The sequence below is a fragment of the Clostridium sp. NSJ-145 genome (assembly GCF_021044725.1).
In the GTDB taxonomy this organism is placed as follows: domain Bacteria; phylum Bacillota; class Clostridia; order Clostridiales; family Clostridiaceae; genus Clostridium; species Clostridium disporicum_B.
This window is the reverse complement of the sequence record NZ_JAJNOS010000008.1, coordinates 95501-111035: the sequence shown is the minus strand read 5'-3', so window position 1 is coordinate 111035 and position 15535 is coordinate 95501. Positions and strand designations below refer to the sequence as shown.

The following is a 15535-nucleotide window of genomic DNA, read 5'->3' as shown; positions in this document are numbered from 1 at the left end:
CTCTTTACAGTTGCTTATAATTTATTTCATTATTTTTCTTAATAGATTTATTCTATTATTATAAGGTGCAAATCTAACTTTAAACTCTATAAAGGTTCCTCTTTTCATAACTGATTTACTATGAGTAAAAGTATTAAAACTATCTTTTCCATGATATTTCCCTAATCCACTTGGTCCTACTCCTCCAAAAGGAAGGTTTCCGTTAGCAACATGTATTATAGTATCATTTATAGTTACTCCTCCTGCACTAGTTCTTTCTATAATATACTCTATATTTTTATTGCTTTCTGAGAAATAATATAAAGCTAATGGCTTCTCTCTATGATTTATAATACTGATTGTTTCATCTAAATTTTCAAACTCTATTACTGGAAGTATCGGTCCAAAAATTTCATCTGTCATAACTGATGAATCTAGCTTCACGTTGGTTAAAATAGTTGGATCCATATATAGTTGATCTTTATCAATTTCTCCTCCAAAATATATATCTCCATCATTTAAATAATTTGAAAATCTATCTAAAGATATAGTATTTACTACTCTAGGATAATCTGGACTTTCTTTTATTATTTCACCAAATTGCGTCTTAATTTCTTTAACTAAAGTTCTTAAAAATTTATCTTTTATATCTTTATGTAAAAATAAATAATCTGGAGCAACACATGTTTGACCTGCATTCAAAAATTTTCCCCAAACTATTCTCTTAGCTGCTAAATTAATATTTGCATCTCTATCCACTATACAAGGACTCTTTCCTCCTAATTCTAAAGTTATCGGAGTAAGATTTTTAGCTGCCTTTTCCATAACAATTTTTCCAACTCTTACGCTTCCAGTAAAGAATATATAATCAAAAGGTAAATCTAAAAGATAAGATACTACTTCTTTTCCTCCTAATGGATTAACAACTCTTATATATCCTTTATCAAAATTTTCATTTATAATTTTCTCTAGTAACCTAGCTGTATTTATAGTAGTTTCTGAAGGCTTTATTATTGCTGTATTTCCTGCTGATATAGCACCAATAAGTGGTGCTATAACTAATTGAAACGGATAGTTAAATGGCCCAATTATCAATGTAACTCCATAAGGTTCTTTATATATGTAACTTTTTGAAGGGTAATATACAATTGGCGAACTTCTCTTCTCTCTCTTAGACCACTTTCTTACATTCTTTATGTGTAAATTAATCTCATCATATACTAACCCTATTTCTGTTGCATAGGCTTCAAAGTTTGATTTTCCTAAATCATCTTTTAATGCTTGTAATATTTCCTTTTCATTTTCCTTTATAACTTTTTTCAATGTTTTTAGTTGTTTAATTCTAACATCAATATCATTACTTTTTCCTGAATCAAAGAACTTCCTTTGATCACTAAATATATTTTTAATTTCTTTCATATAAACCTCTCTAAGCATATGTTTAAATTAAATTTTACCATACTTAAAGTTTTCTTCAAACATATTTATAGGTATACGAAATTCTGGTATTCCTGTTGCATATGGTGCAATTTCATATTGTCCATAATATATCACCAGATTACCATCTTCTATATAAAATTTTGTTTTTTCATCAATTCCATTAAATCCTTCTTTACCAGTAAAATAAATATCAGAATTTTTATTAATCTCATTCTTAATATTTGAATCTATCTTATCTTTATAATTATATTCACTATTAAACAGATCTTTTAATGTTAATATATCTCCAGTTGTTTCATCTATATTATATGATTTTCTTGTTGTTACACCATGAGCTCCTCCAGTATATTGATAATAATCAATATATAAGCTTATAACTTTTTTCAAATTAGTAACTTTATATTTAGCATTAAGCTGATATGGATTTAAAGGGGGTGTTCCATTCTTAAAATACTCATCTGCAATATATTTAGCATCATTTATCCATTCTTCTGTCCAGGTTGTGATTAAATTATTTATATTTTTTTCTTTATCTTCATTCGGTAAATTTTTTATTTGTGGAATAGTTACATCAATTTGCAAATAATCATTTTTACTCTTATAAACTTTATCCACAATAGTCATCTGTGGATAAACATTACTATATCCCCTTGTTATCAACATACTTTGTGGACAACTCCCAAAAACTGTTGATAACATGAATATTACTAAAATCGCCTGTTTTAGCCATTTCATCGATATCTCTCCTCTTTTTTCGACATAGTTCTTTCTTTTATCAATATTATCTACAATTTTACTAATAATTATTAACATTGCTATCAACAAATTTATAACAACTTATCCACAGGCACTTGTGGAAACTGTGTGTAACTCCTTTATTTGTAAAAAATAATTCCAAATTAGATTTTCCCAAATATTTTTTATTATACACATTAATTAATTCGTTAATCACACTTTCAAAAATGCTCTATAAATTTTAATATAAAAACAAATCAAAATTTTATAGTAAAAATAACAAAAAAATAAACCGCCTAAGCAGTTTATTTTTAATTTATTAATAATTCTATTTTATTTGCTCAGCATCTTTAGTTTTCACAGATGTTGATATCAATCTATTGAGTTCTTTTAACTCTTTTTCAGTCATATCTCTCCATTGACCTATTTTTAAATCATCTAAATTAACATTCATAATCCTTACTCTTTTAAGCTTAGTAACTTCATATCCTAAAGCTTCACACATTCTTCTAATCTGTCTATTTAATCCTTGTGTAAGTATAATTCTAAAAGTGTTATTACCTTCTTTTTTAACATAGCATTTCTTTGTTACTTGACCTAGTATTCTTATACCATTACTCATTCGTTTAACGAATTCATCATTAATTGGTTTATTTACAGTTACTATATATTCCTTCTCGTGATTATTTCCTGCTCTAAGAATCTTATTTACTATATCACCATCATTCGTTAAAAAGATAAGTCCTTGTGAATCTTTATCCAATCTTCCTATAGGAAATATTCTTTTTTCATGGTTAACAAAATCAACTATATTTCCTTTTACCTTATGTTCAGTTGTGCATGTAATTCCAACTGGTTTGTTTAAAGCTATATATACCAGTTCTTCATCCTTATATATTTTTTTACCATCAACTCTTACTACTTGCCCTTTTGAAACTTTAGTTCCCATAGTTGCTTTTACATTATCTATAGTAACTCTTCCACTTTCAATTAATTTATCAGCTTCTCTTCTTGAACAATAACCTGATTCACTTATATATTTATTTAATCTTATATCATCTGGTCTATCATTATGAATAATTATATTATTCCTCTTTTGTGAATTTTGTTTCATATACTTCCCTCTTACTACTAAAAATTCTGCTCTATTCCAGAATTATTTAATTTAAAATCTATTTGTTCTAAATATATATAATCCTCGGTTTTAGATAATAGTCCATATTTTATTGGTTTTCCATTTACAGTAACTATTATACCTGTTTGAGGCATCATATCATTTTCATTTGCATACTTAATTATACTATATATTGCATGATCTATACCTTTATCAAGGACATCAATGGTTTCTACCATTTTACTTCCTCTTTCAGTTCTAGAATATATATTTTTTATCCTATTAAAAGAATTTACCTCTAATACAATATTTGATGTTGTTCCTACCATTACAGTACTTACTACTTTAGTATATCTGAAAATAGTCATTCCGATTAAAACTAAAAAGATAGCTACTAACATTGATATATGAAATTTATAATCTCTCAATAACTTCTTTGGAGTTCCACTAACCTCTTCACCTATTGATACTATATCATTTGTCTTAATCTTTACTAGGTCACCCATAGAGGTCATTATCATCGCATTCTTTTTTCTAGAGCTTATAACAATTCCTTTAATATCTTTATTATTTTTTAAAATACTTAAAGCATTTACATCAATATCTTTTTCTTCATCTTCTATTACCCTTAAATAATCCTGTATATGCTTATATTTAGGGTCTGATAATATAACAACATATGTCACTATATTATCTCTCCATTCTTCTAAGTATCTTCTAGTCTTGCCAAATTCTTTTGCAACTACACTCATCGGAATATTTTTCTTACTTTTAAAGTTATCTAATATTTCAACATCTTGAACTATAAAAAAAGCGATATTTAAAAGTTCATTCTTTATTGAATACGGTACTTCCATTAATGCTAAGTCTTTTAATATTACTCTGTAATTAATAAGTTCTCTCTTTAATAATAATATTTGTTCTTTTCTTTCTTCAATTATCTCATCACTTATAACTATAAGTGGTGCTATAGATGAAAATCTATATACTACTCTTTCGTCTCTCCCCATTTTTATCCCCTAACTATTTAACTCTTCTTCTGAAATTAACCTTCCCTTTACTATAACCCTTTGTTTAGCTCCTACAGTACATGTTACTAATGTCATAGTTGCTTCTTTTGTATCATCTAAAACATGAACGTCTTCAGGCTCTACAATAAAATTATCTTCTACTACGTAAGTATATTTTTTATCATGTGTCTTAACTATTACTTCATCTCCAGCTTTTACTTTATATAAGTTGATAAAAGCATCTGTATAATCAGAAACTCTATGTCCTGCTACTGCAAAATTACCTTTTTCACCAGGAGCAGCAGAATCATTAAAATGGCCTAAGAAATATTTAAGAACATCATCTGAAATTCCTTCAACTAATGCTTGAGATAACTTTATACTTGGTATTTCTATTATTGCTATAGGAGTATATCCATTAATATCTTCTAGATTAACTTCTTCTTTACTTGTTAAAGACCCTTCACTTATACCACTTTCAAACATCTCAATAACAGCTTTTTGTTTTCTAATTGTTTCTACTTTTTTATAGACTACAGTTCCTATTATAATTAAACCCACAGCTATAAGTAACAATCCAATACCCCTTCTAAACTTGTCCACTTTTCCACCACCTATAATTAATTATTAAATAAGTTCATATTTTCTTTTTTATACATATATTATAGCATAAAGTATTTTAAATATATTATTTGAAATCAATAATATTGTAGATTGGGTGGTTTAACATGCATCTCCAAAAAAATAATGTTGTCTATGTAGACTTCCTATTTAGAAGAAAAAAAATAAAATCAAAATATATGATTTTATTATACTCATTATATACAAAAATAAGAAAAGCGTTTCTAAAGTCCTCTTTAAGAAAGCTATATCATAAATCAAATATATCTACTAAAAAACAAAGTTCAAGCTACTAAGAAGAAACCTTCTGTTTTCATTTAAATTTTTTATCTTATTTGTGGTAAAATATATTTATATTTTTATCGAGGTGATTTTAATGAGAATAGGAATGGGCTATGATGTTCATAAATTAGTAGAAAATAGAGATTTAATATTAGGTGGAGTAAAAATTCCTTACGAATTAGGTTTATTAGGACATTCAGACGCTGATGTTTTATTACATGCAATAATGGATTCATTACTTGGAGCTTCTGCTCTTGGAGATATAGGAAAGCACTTTCCAGACACTGATCCAAAGTATAAAGGAATTTCTAGTATACATTTATTAAAAGAAGTTGGGAAACTTTTAAAAGATAATGGTTTTGAAATAAACAATATAGATTCAACTATAATAGCTCAAAAACCAAAGATGGCTCCTCATATACAAGATATGAGAAAAAATATAGCTGATGCCTTAAATATAAATATAGATCAAATAAACGTTAAAGCTACAACAGAAGAAGGCCTTGGTTTTACAGGTGAAGGAAAAGGAATATCTTCACAAAGTATTTGTTTACTAATTAAAAATTAGAAATAGCAAACGGTAAAAAATACTCAAAAAACTTAGATTTAAAAATTAAAAATAGATAATATACTTATAAAATTAATAAGTATATTATCTATTTTTTTATTTTCTCTGACTAAATTGTAAAATCGTTTTTTATTTTAAGTTCTTATCTTCTATTTTTAATTTGCTATTATTTCTGTGGTGCCAGAATATCGCTATAACAGCACATACCCCCATTAAGTATGGATAAAATAAATATTTCATAATTGCAAATGGTGATATAGCTGCAAGTCCTGCTGCTGAAATTAATTGTGCTCCATATGGAATTATACCTTGGAATACACAAGAAAACATGTCCATTATTCCTGCAACTCTTTTTGGTTCAAGTCCAACCTCATCTGATATATTCTTTGCTATAGGTCCAACTGTAACTATAGCTATTGTATTATTTGCAGTACAAACATCAACAAGACTTACTAATGTTGCTATTCCTAATTCAGCATTTCTTTTATTCTTAAATCCTTTTAATCCCTTATTTAGTATATAATCTATTCCACCATTATGTTTTATTAATGATATTGTTCCAGATATTAATAGAGAAATTATTATAAGTTCCCCCATCCCCATAACGCCTGTAGCTATAGATTGAGATAATGACATTATATCAAAAGCACCAAAATATATTCCAATTCCACCTGCTATTATAGTTCCACCTAAAAGAACTAATATTACATTTAAGCCCAATAAAGATGAAACAATTACAGCTATATACGGTAATATTTTAACTAAACTATATTCTAAAGATTCTACTTGTGTAATTCCAGCATTTCTTGTTAAGAACGCTAATAATATTGCTGTAATAATAGCTGCTGGTAAAACTATTTTAAAGTTCATTTTAAACTTATCTTTCATTTCGCATCCTTGTGTTCTAGTTGCAGCTATAGTTGTATCTGAAATAATTGAAAGATTATCACCAAACATTGCCCCACTTACTACTGCTCCTACTGCTAAAGCTACTGCTACACCTGTTTTATCCGCTACTCCAACAGCTATTGGAACTAATGCAACTATAGTCCCCATTGATGTACCTACAGATAATGCTATAAAACATGCTATTATAAATAATCCTGCTATTAAAAGATTGCTTGGTAATATTGATAATCCTAAATTAACTGTAGAATCAACAGCTCCCATATCTTTTGCTACCTGAGCAAATGCCCCAGCTAAAACAAATATTAATATCATTAATATTACATTACTATCACCTGCCCCCTTACAAAAAATTTCTATCTTATCTGTTAAAGATTCTTTGCTTTTCATAAATATTGCTGTAAATGCTGCTGCCGAAAATGGTATTATAACTGATACCGCATACATATCTCCAGCTATTACAGATAACCCCACATAAACAATTAAAAAAACTAATAATGGTAATAAAGCACTTAAACTTCCCTTTTTCTGCATTCTCTCTTCTCCTTTTTCTTTACATTTGTTAAAAAATGTATTTATCCTACATACTTCTAGATTATAGTTTATTATCTTAGAATAAAAAAAGCTCCAGTAATAGATACTGAAGCTCTGTACACTTAATATTTATACTTCTTATCTATCAGGATTTAGCACCACGTCATTAGTTAAAATTCAACACTTAAAAGTTATTATAAATAACCTTTAACTAAAAAATAACACTAACTATTAAGTAATTAATAATCAATAGCTAATAATATAGTAAAATAACTCTTTACTATACAGTATTAATTCTTAACTACCTAAACAGGTTGCCGGGCTTCACAGGGCCAGTCCCTCCACCACTCTTGATAAGGTATTCTTTTTTATAATTATACTAACAAATTAAGACAAGTTATGTCAACAAATTTGTTCTTGTATATATAATAAAAAAAGATGGAACATACTCCATCTTTTTTATTAAGCTTGGTGCGCCATCACGGGTTCGAACCGGGGACACCCTGATTAAGAGTCAGGTGCTCTACCAACTGAGCTAATAGCGCATATTAATTTTAAAAAATTATAATGGAGCGGGTAGTGGGAATCGAACCCACCTTTCCAGCTTGGAAGGCTGGAGTATTACCGATATACGATACCCGCATAAACAATATTTATCTTTTTCATTTTTAATTTTATCACTTGAAAATTTAGTTGTCAATAATTACTATACTTTTTTCTATGATTAATCTTCTCTGTAACCATTACTTTTCTTATGTATTATTTATTTCAAAGTTATCACCTTATAATTAATAACTTAATATAATATAGTATAAAATTTCTTTTATTTTCATTGATATAATTAATTTTTATTAATATCTCATTCTCTCAATTAATATATTATATTATAAATATACAATAGTAACATTTGAAACAAATTAATATTGATAATATAATATATATATTAAATTAAAAGGGGGCAAAGGTTTGTACAAATGTGAAGTTTGTGGTGAAATAGCTGATATTCATCATATAGTATTTAGAAGTCAAGGCGGTTTTGATATAGAAATAAATTATAAATACTTGTGTCCTGAACACCATCGTGGTAATGACGGTCCTCACCATAACCGTTTTATTGATCTAAAGTATAAACTTGAGTTACAAGAGAAATTATATTATTGCCTTCCAAAAGATTATTACTGGCCTAAAGAACTAACTGAAATACTTGGAATTCATAATGGTTCACTAAAAAGATTATTGAAAGACTTAAAAATTCATAAGGAAGGATATAGCAAGAAAGATATAATATTTAAGCTTATGGGAAACACTTTATACTCTTCTGAAATGATAGATGAACTTGCATTAGATTTATTAATAAATGAAATATAAGAAACTGCATTATTAGCAGTTTCTTTTTTTTATTTATATATCCATAAGTAAATACCTATATTTTTAATAAAATATACGTATTTTACTAATCAAAAATTTAAACTTATACTATTATAGGACTTTGTTAAAAGTATCAATAACAAGAAGGAGAATCTATTAATGGAAGGTTTAAGAAATAAAAGAAATTGGAAAGTACTCTGGCAATTATTCAAATCTACATTCATTCTTAGCGCCTTTACTTTTGGTGGTGGATTTGTAATTGTATCTCTTATGAAGAAAAAATTCGTTGAAGAATTAGGATGGCTAGATGAAAGTGAAATGCTTGATATAACAGCTATAGCTCAATCATCTCCAGGTCCTATTCCAATAAATGCATCTGTTATTTTAGGATACAGAATGCAAGGAATTCTTGGATCAATTGTTGCAGTTGTAGGAACATCTATACCTCCTATCGCTATTATCTCTGTTATATCTTCATTCTACGTTAAATTTAGAGAAAGCCAAATTATAGGAACTGCATTAATGGTAATGAGAGCTGGTGTTGCTGCTGTTATATGTGATGTTGTTATAAATTTAGCTAAAAATGTAATAAAAACAGGTCAAGTTTTATACATTGCTCTAATGATAATAGCATTTATTATGACTTATGTATTAGGTATAAGTGCGATAACAGTAATTTTACTGTGTATTCTTGTTGGTATCGTAAATCTTATATTAGATATAAAAAATTCTAAGAAGAAAGCAAATTTGGAGGTATAATATGCTAGGACTATTATTTTTAAGCTTTATTCAAGTAGGATTATTTAGTGTTGGTGGTGGATATGCTGCTATACCTCTAATACAAAATCAAATAGTAAATATACATGGACTTATGACTCTTCCAGAGTTTGCTGACTTAATTACTATTGCCGAAATGACACCAGGTCCTATATCTATTAATTCAGCGACATTTGTAGGAACTCGATTAGCTGGTTTACCTGGTGCTCTTATTTGTACTTTAGGATGTATAATTCCTTCATTTATTATTTGTCTTATACTAGCTCACTACTATTATAAATATCGTAATTTCGGTGGTGTACAAACTATATTGGCTAGTCTTCGACCTGCAGTAGTTGCTCTTATAAGTTCAGCAGGATTATCTATTTTAACACTTGCTATTTTCCAAGCTGAAAAGCAAGATATAGTATTATCAAATTTTAGACCTATAGAATTTTTATTATTCGTAGGAGGACTTTTTGCTATCAGAAAATTTAAAGTTAATCCTATATTAATTATTTTTGGTTCAGGATTAATAGGAACAATAGCTTATATGGCATTTTAAAAATCTTATTTTAAGTATTGTATACTTTCTATCAATCTTTTTAAATGGTTTGATATAAACTTATCCTTATGGTACACTACACATATTTCTCTCGAAATATCTATATTTTTTATTGGAATTATATGTAGTGTACCATCTTTAATTTCATCTTGTATTATCAATGTAGATAATATTCCTAACCCTTGCCCCCCAATAACTGCATTTTTTATAGCTTCTGTATTTGTGCTATTCCATTTTTCATTTACAGCTATATTATTTTCTTCTAGTATTGAGTCAAATATCTCTCTAGCTCCGCTTCCCTTTTCTCTAAAAATCATATCTTGACCTGAAAGTTCCTCAATATTTATTTCATCTTTATAATAAAAGTTATGTTTTTTTCCTGATACTAAAACTAGTTTATCACTACATATAGGAATTCTTACAAGATCTTTATTATTAACTATCCCCTCTACTATTCCTATATCTAAATTACTATGCAATAACATACTCTCAATAACATTAGTATTATTTACAATTATTTTTGTAGATATATCTTTATTTTCTTCTTCAAATTTACTTATAATATCATTTAATATACAAGTTCCTACAGTGACAGTTGATCCGATCTTCAAGCATATGTTTTGCCCTGAATTTTTTAAATCTGCCTCCATTTCATCAAAAGAACTAACAATATGTCTAGCATATCTTAATAATAATTCTCCACTTTCTGTTATGTAAAGTTTCTTTGAAAGTCTCTCAAATAGCTTAACTCCGTAATAATCTTCTATTTCTCTAATAGCTTGACTAACAGATGGTTGTGATATAAAAAGTCTTTCTGCTGCTTCACTCATTTTTCCACAATCAGCAACAGTTATAAAAATTTTTAAATGTCTTATATTCATATACCATACCTTCTCTCGTAATATGAATTGATTATACTACAAAAATAAAAAATAACTAATACTATATCTAAATAATATTAGTTATTCTTGGAGCGGAAAACGGGATTCGAACCCGCAACCTTCACATTGGGAAGGTGACACTCTACCGTTGAGTCACTTCCGCAAATATTTATTAATTTCTTGCTAACTTATTTTCTTGTTATATCTATATTAAAAGTTCACTATTTTTATAACTATTTTATAAAATAAAAAACCTCCGATATAAATCGAAGGTTTAAATGGTGCAGATGAAGGGAGTCGAACCCCCACGCCAAAGGCGCTAGATCCTAAGTCTAGTGCGTCTGCCAATTTCGCCACATCTGCTTACTATATTATTAATTATACACCTTATTCCATATATTACAATATATTTTAGAAATATTTATAAAATATATTTACTTTGCTCACATTCAGAGTTTTAAATTCATTATTAAATCATCCGAATTATTGACATTTCTTATGTAGATATTTATAATATTTTCTATAAATATATAAAAACGTTGAAGAGACGAGTAAACTACCACTTCATTTCCAGAGAGAAAATACATCAGCTGTAAGTATTTTTATTTGAAACTAGTTGAAAACCAGCTCTGAGTGACTCTAATAAAGTCCGTTTACATCACGTTACGATGATATTTAAGTGGCCTAAATTTTAGGCAATTAAGGGTGGAACCGCGGGAAGAATTATATGCTCTCGTCCCTTTTCTATACTAAATTTGTATAAGAAAAGTGACGTAGAGCTTTTTTTATACAGCAAAATGAAAGGAGATATATAAAATGATTAAAATTACTTTAAAAGATGGATCTATTAAAGAAGTTGAAAATGGATCATCAGTTTTAGATGTTGCTAAATCTATTAGCGAAGGATTAGCAAGAAATGCTCAATGTGGACTTGTTAACGGAGAGGTTGTTGATTTAAGAACTCAATTAAATGAAGATTGTGAATTAGCTATATGTACTTTTGATTCTCAAGAAGGAAAGGATACAGTAAGACACAGTATCTCTCACGTATTAGCTGCAGCTGTTAAAAGATTATTCCCTGAAGCAAAACTTGCTATAGGACCTTCAATAGCTAATGGATTCTATTATGATTTTGATGTAGAAAAAGCTTTCACTGCAGACGATTTAGTAAAAATCGAAGCTGAAATGAAAAAAATAATAAAGGAAAATCCTCAAATAGAAAGATTTGAACTTCCTAGAAATGAAGCTTTAGAACTTATGAAGGATGAACCTTATAAAGTTGAATTAATAAATGAACTTCCAGAAGATGAAGTTATTTCATTCTACAAAATGGGTGATTTTACAGACCTTTGTGCTGGTCCTCACGTAATGTCATTAAAGAATATTAAAGCTATAAAACTTATAAGAAGTGCTGGTGCTTACTGGAAAGGTGACGAAAAGAATAAGATGCTTTCTAGAATATACGGAACAGCATTCTTAAAGAACGCTGATTTAGAGGCTCACTTAGCAGCTTTAGAAGAAGCTAAAAAGAGAGATCATAATAAATTAGGTAGAGAACTGGGAATATTTACTACTGATGAAAAAGTAGGTCAAGGACTTCCACTATTCATGCCTAAGGGAGCTAAATTATTCCAAACTCTTCAAAGATGGATTGAAGATGAAGAAGAAAAAAGAGGTTATGTTTTAACTAAAACTCCATTTATGTCTAAAAATGATTTATTTGTTGCTTCTGGTCACTGGAGTCACTATAAAGATGGTATGTTTGTATTAGGTGATGAAGAAAAAGATACAGAAGTTATGGCTTTAAGACCAATGACTTGTCCATTCCAATTCACTGTTTATAATGCAGAACAACATAGCTATAGAGATCTTCCAATAAGATATGCTGAGACTTCTACTCTATTCAGAAAAGAAGCTTCTGGAGAAATGCATGGTCTTACTAGAGTTAGACAATTCACACTTTCAGAAGGACATATAATTTGTACTCCTGAACAAGTTGAATCAGAATTTAGAGAAGTTATAGACTTAATAAACTATGTTATGGAAACTCTAGGAATTGCAGAAGATATAACTTATAGATTCTCTAAGTGGGATCCAACTAATACTGAAAAATATATAAATAACCCAGAAGCTTGGGAAGCTACTCAAAACCAAATGAGAACTATATTAAATCACTTAAATATAGATTATGTTGAAGCTGAAGGTGAAGCTGCATTCTACGGACCAAAGCTTGATATTCAATCTAAGAACGTTCATGGAAAAGAAGATACTATAATAACAGTTCAAATAGACTTTGCTCTAGGTGAAAGATTAGGTATGTCTTACATAGATAAAGATGGTGAAAAGAAAATACCATTTGTTATTCATAGATCTTCAATCGGATGTTATGAAAGAACTATTGCAACTTTAATAGAAAAATATGCTGGTGCATTCCCAACATGGATGGCTCCAGTTCAAGTAAAAGTTCTTCCACTTTCAGATAAATATGCTGATTATGCTGATAGCGTAGTTAGAACTTTAAGAAACAATGGTGTTAGAGTTGAAGTTGACCACAGAACTGAAAAGATTGGTTATAAAATAAGAGAAGCTAGACTTGAAAGAGTTCCTTATATCCTAGTTGTTGGAGAAAAGGAAGCTGCAAACAATGAAGTTGCAGTAAGAAGTAGAAAGAACGATGATGAAGGTGCAATTGCATTAGATTCATTCGTTGAAAGAATTAAAACTGAAATTGCTAACAAAGAAAGATAAAAATTTAGAGGCTGATTTTCAGCCTCTTTTTTATTTCTAAATTGTATTTTCTATATAAATCATTTCTTTATCAGTAAATATATAATTTACTTTAATATCATGCTCTTCTGCTTTTATATAATTCACCATCTGAAAATTATATGCCAATGCTACCTTAACTACATCATAATTTAAATTTGAAATATATTTATCGTAATATCCCCCACCATATCCGATTCTATTACCATCACTATCAAATGCTATTCCAGGCATTATTATGATATCAAATTTTTCTTCAGTATTATTTTTATCCACAATATTAGGTTCTAAAATACCATACTTATTAACACTTAGTTCATTTAAACTGTGAATTTCTACTGACTTCATAGTTTTATCTTCTATATTAATCTTAGGCACATAAACTGATTTATTATTATCTATTGAATTTTTAATTATATCTATTGTATCTACTTCATTATTATAGCTTACATATATAAAAATCTTGTTGGCATTTATATATAGATCATTTTCTATTACTGATTCATATATTATCCTATCTAACCTCTTCTTTTCTTCTTTTTTTAAATTATGTCTTAAGTCTAATACCTTTTTTCTAATGATGTTTTTATACATTTTCAATTCCTTTATTATTCTTTATTGTCCTAAAAGATTTGATAAAAATAATTAGTCCTATTATAGGAATTACTATAAACAAAATTATTGTCCATAATCTTGATTCTGGATATACTACAAAATTAACTAAAAAATTATTAGCAAAGTGCATACCCATACAAACATAAATTGATCTTGTATAATAGTAGGCTAGTCCAATAATTACACCTAGAAGAAATGCATTTATTCCTTGTGGTAAATTCATATGAGCTATACCAAATATAAGCGCTGAATATATTATTGCTTTTTTATAACTATACTTTTTTAATAATCCATTTAACAATATTCCTCTATATAATATCTCTTCAAAGAACGGAGCCATAATGCAGCTTGAAATAAATATAAAAATATATGATGTATTCAAAAGATATTCTTCTAAATATTCATATAGCCCCTCATTTAGAGTTGGCAATGAATATAATAGAAAATCAAATACTCCATAGGTAATACATATATATCCAACTATCATACCTACTCCAGCTAAGTACTTTTTCTTAGAGATTTTTTCATCATATAATACATTTCCATTAGTTTTAAAACTTCTATTAATTAACACTATAATAACTAACATAATTCCATATTGATAAATAAAATCTGTTATAGTTGTTAATAAATTTTCACTCCAGCTATTCATAAAGAACATATCTCTATAAAACTCTACGAATATACTTATAGGAGTATATACAAAACTATAAGTTATATCAAAAATAAATGATAGTATTATAGCCTTCCAAAAAGTAATAGGTTTAATTTCTAGACTTCCTTCGTTTAAGTTTTTAATATAATTTAATTTCATTATTCACCCTTTAAATTGTTATTATTATACAATTAATTATACACACAATACTGTAGCTTCGCCACATTAAAAATTGCTACGCTAAATGAAAATATACTTTGTATAATGCAAATTGTCTACGACAAGTGAAAACCTCCACTTTGTCGTAAAACAATAATCCTCTTTTATTTAGGTCAAACTTAAAGTTTTGGTACAAAGCTATTACATTCAGTTTCTCCAGTTGTACATGCATTCATGCCAGCAATATGTATTGCTTCTGCTGCACACATACGATTCTCATTATATGTACAATTTTCAGCTTCACATTGAACATTTAAGCTTCCATGAGGTGCTTCAAAATTACTTGTGAAAGCTCCATGCTTTTCTTCAAAACTATCACAACATGTTGCTGAGGCCGAAGATGCTTCAGACCCTCCTACTGTTATTCCTTCTTTACAACAGCATGCAGAATTATTATGTATACAACTTTCTACATTACAAATTAAATTGGTCATATTATACCTCCTAAAAATACATATGAGTCTTATTTATATTTTTAGAAATATTGATTCTTTTATTCACATCTATAATTTTATTGTCGA

At 28.1% G+C, this 15535-nt stretch carries 15 protein-coding genes, 4 tRNA genes and 1 other annotated feature; of the genes, 5 read left to right on the top strand and 14 right to left on the bottom strand.

Annotated elements, in window-relative coordinates; all coding sequences use genetic code 11:
- Window positions 1–21: 21 nt before the first annotated feature.
- The 5 genes from LQE93_RS08885 to LQE93_RS08865 form a co-directional block, all read right to left on the bottom strand.
- Window positions 22–1398, bottom strand: a complete 1377-nt coding sequence (locus tag LQE93_RS08885) for an aldehyde dehydrogenase (RefSeq protein WP_055266635.1) — start codon at window positions 1396–1398, stop codon at window positions 22–24.
- 27 nt (window positions 1399–1425) lie between these two features.
- On the bottom strand, window positions 1426–2154 hold the full coding sequence (locus tag LQE93_RS08880; RefSeq protein WP_231073052.1) for a DUF3298 and DUF4163 domain-containing protein: 729 nt from the start codon (window positions 2152–2154) through the stop codon (window positions 1426–1428).
- Window positions 2155–2482: 328 nt separating this feature from the next.
- Window positions 2483–3268 (bottom strand): 23S rRNA pseudouridine(2604) synthase RluF, encoded by a 786-nt coding sequence (gene rluF / locus LQE93_RS08875; protein ID WP_055266640.1) that lies wholly within the window; start codon window positions 3266–3268, stop codon window positions 2483–2485.
- A gap of 17 nt (window positions 3269–3285) precedes the next feature.
- The gene (locus LQE93_RS08870) at window positions 3286–4278 is read right to left on the bottom strand and encodes an anti-sigma factor domain-containing protein (RefSeq protein ID WP_186837910.1); all 993 of its coding nucleotides are present in this window, start codon (window positions 4276–4278) and stop codon (window positions 3286–3288) included.
- 9 nt (window positions 4279–4287) lie between these two features.
- Window positions 4288–4881 carry a class D sortase gene (locus LQE93_RS08865; protein WP_231073050.1) on the bottom strand — a complete coding sequence of 198 codons (594 nt, stop codon included), beginning with the start codon at window positions 4879–4881 and terminating at the stop codon, window positions 4288–4290.
- Between the two features lie 394 nt (window positions 4882–5275).
- On the opposite strand from LQE93_RS08865, the gene ispF reads away from it, so the two are divergent.
- The gene (gene ispF, locus LQE93_RS08860; protein ID WP_231073048.1) at window positions 5276–5749 is read left to right on the top strand and encodes a 2-C-methyl-D-erythritol 2,4-cyclodiphosphate synthase; all 474 of its coding nucleotides are present in this window, start codon (window positions 5276–5278) and stop codon (window positions 5747–5749) included.
- A gap of 129 nt (window positions 5750–5878) precedes the next feature.
- Here the strand turns inward: ispF and LQE93_RS08855 are convergent, their stop codons facing one another.
- The 3 genes from LQE93_RS08855 to LQE93_RS08845 form a co-directional block, all read right to left on the bottom strand.
- Window positions 5879–7294: a Na+/H+ antiporter NhaC family protein gene (locus LQE93_RS08855; RefSeq protein ID WP_331000417.1), complete on the bottom strand. Its 1416-nt coding sequence runs from the start codon at window positions 7292–7294 to the stop codon at window positions 5879–5881.
- A gap of 364 nt (window positions 7295–7658) precedes the next feature.
- Window positions 7659–7734, bottom strand: a tRNA-Lys gene (locus LQE93_RS08850).
- A gap of 23 nt (window positions 7735–7757) precedes the next feature.
- Window positions 7758–7831: transfer RNA gene (locus LQE93_RS08845), tRNA-Gly, on the bottom strand.
- 324 nt (window positions 7832–8155) lie between these two features.
- Between LQE93_RS08845 and LQE93_RS08840 the strand changes: the two genes are divergently transcribed.
- The 3 genes from LQE93_RS08840 (at window position 8156) to LQE93_RS08830 (ending at window position 9878) form a co-directional block, all read left to right on the top strand.
- On the top strand, window positions 8156–8557 hold the full coding sequence (locus LQE93_RS08840) for an HNH endonuclease (RefSeq protein ID WP_055266651.1): 402 nt from the start codon (window positions 8156–8158) through the stop codon (window positions 8555–8557).
- A 159-nt stretch (window positions 8558–8716) separates the two neighbouring features.
- On the top strand, window positions 8717–9316 hold the full coding sequence (locus LQE93_RS08835) for a chromate transporter (protein WP_186837913.1): 600 nt from the start codon (window positions 8717–8719) through the stop codon (window positions 9314–9316).
- 1 nt (window position 9317) lies between these two features.
- On the top strand, window positions 9318–9878 hold the full coding sequence (locus LQE93_RS08830; RefSeq protein WP_055266655.1) for a chromate transporter: 561 nt from the start codon (window positions 9318–9320) through the stop codon (window positions 9876–9878).
- Window positions 9879–9883: 5 nt separating this feature from the next.
- On the opposite strand, the gene LQE93_RS08825 is transcribed toward LQE93_RS08830, so the two are convergent.
- From LQE93_RS08825 to LQE93_RS08815, 3 genes are all read right to left on the bottom strand, one after another.
- Complete coding sequence (locus LQE93_RS08825; RefSeq protein WP_186837914.1) at window positions 9884–10759, bottom strand: LysR family transcriptional regulator; 876 nt, start codon at window positions 10757–10759, stop codon at window positions 9884–9886.
- Between the two features lie 88 nt (window positions 10760–10847).
- Window positions 10848–10922 (bottom strand) — tRNA-Gly (locus tag LQE93_RS08820).
- Window positions 10923–11038: 116 nt separating this feature from the next.
- Window positions 11039–11122 (bottom strand) — tRNA-Leu (locus LQE93_RS08815).
- Window positions 11123–11289: 167 nt separating this feature from the next.
- Window positions 11290–11503 (top strand) — a binding site (T-box leader).
- Window positions 11504–11575: 72 nt separating this feature from the next.
- On the opposite strand from LQE93_RS08815, the gene thrS reads away from it, so the two are divergent.
- Complete coding sequence (thrS, locus tag LQE93_RS08810; RefSeq protein WP_055266659.1) at window positions 11576–13507, top strand: threonine--tRNA ligase; 1932 nt, start codon at window positions 11576–11578, stop codon at window positions 13505–13507.
- A gap of 36 nt (window positions 13508–13543) precedes the next feature.
- On the opposite strand, the gene LQE93_RS08805 is transcribed toward thrS, so the two are convergent.
- The 3 genes from LQE93_RS08805 to LQE93_RS08795 all read right to left on the bottom strand — a co-directional run bounded on the left by LQE93_RS08805 (window position 13544) and on the right by LQE93_RS08795 (window position 15448).
- Entirely contained in the window at window positions 13544–14119 is a 576-nt protein-coding gene (locus tag LQE93_RS08805; RefSeq protein ID WP_070205690.1) for a 5-formyltetrahydrofolate cyclo-ligase, read from the bottom strand.
- Entirely contained in the window at window positions 14112–14954 is an 843-nt protein-coding gene (locus LQE93_RS08800) for a CPBP family intramembrane glutamic endopeptidase (RefSeq protein WP_186837915.1), read from the bottom strand. Before LQE93_RS08800 ends, LQE93_RS08805 begins: the two co-directional genes overlap by 8 nt.
- Window positions 14955–15133: 179 nt before the next feature.
- Complete coding sequence (locus LQE93_RS08795; protein ID WP_055266665.1) at window positions 15134–15448, bottom strand: DUF1540 domain-containing protein; 315 nt, start codon at window positions 15446–15448, stop codon at window positions 15134–15136.
- Window positions 15449–15535: the final 87 nt, after the last annotated feature.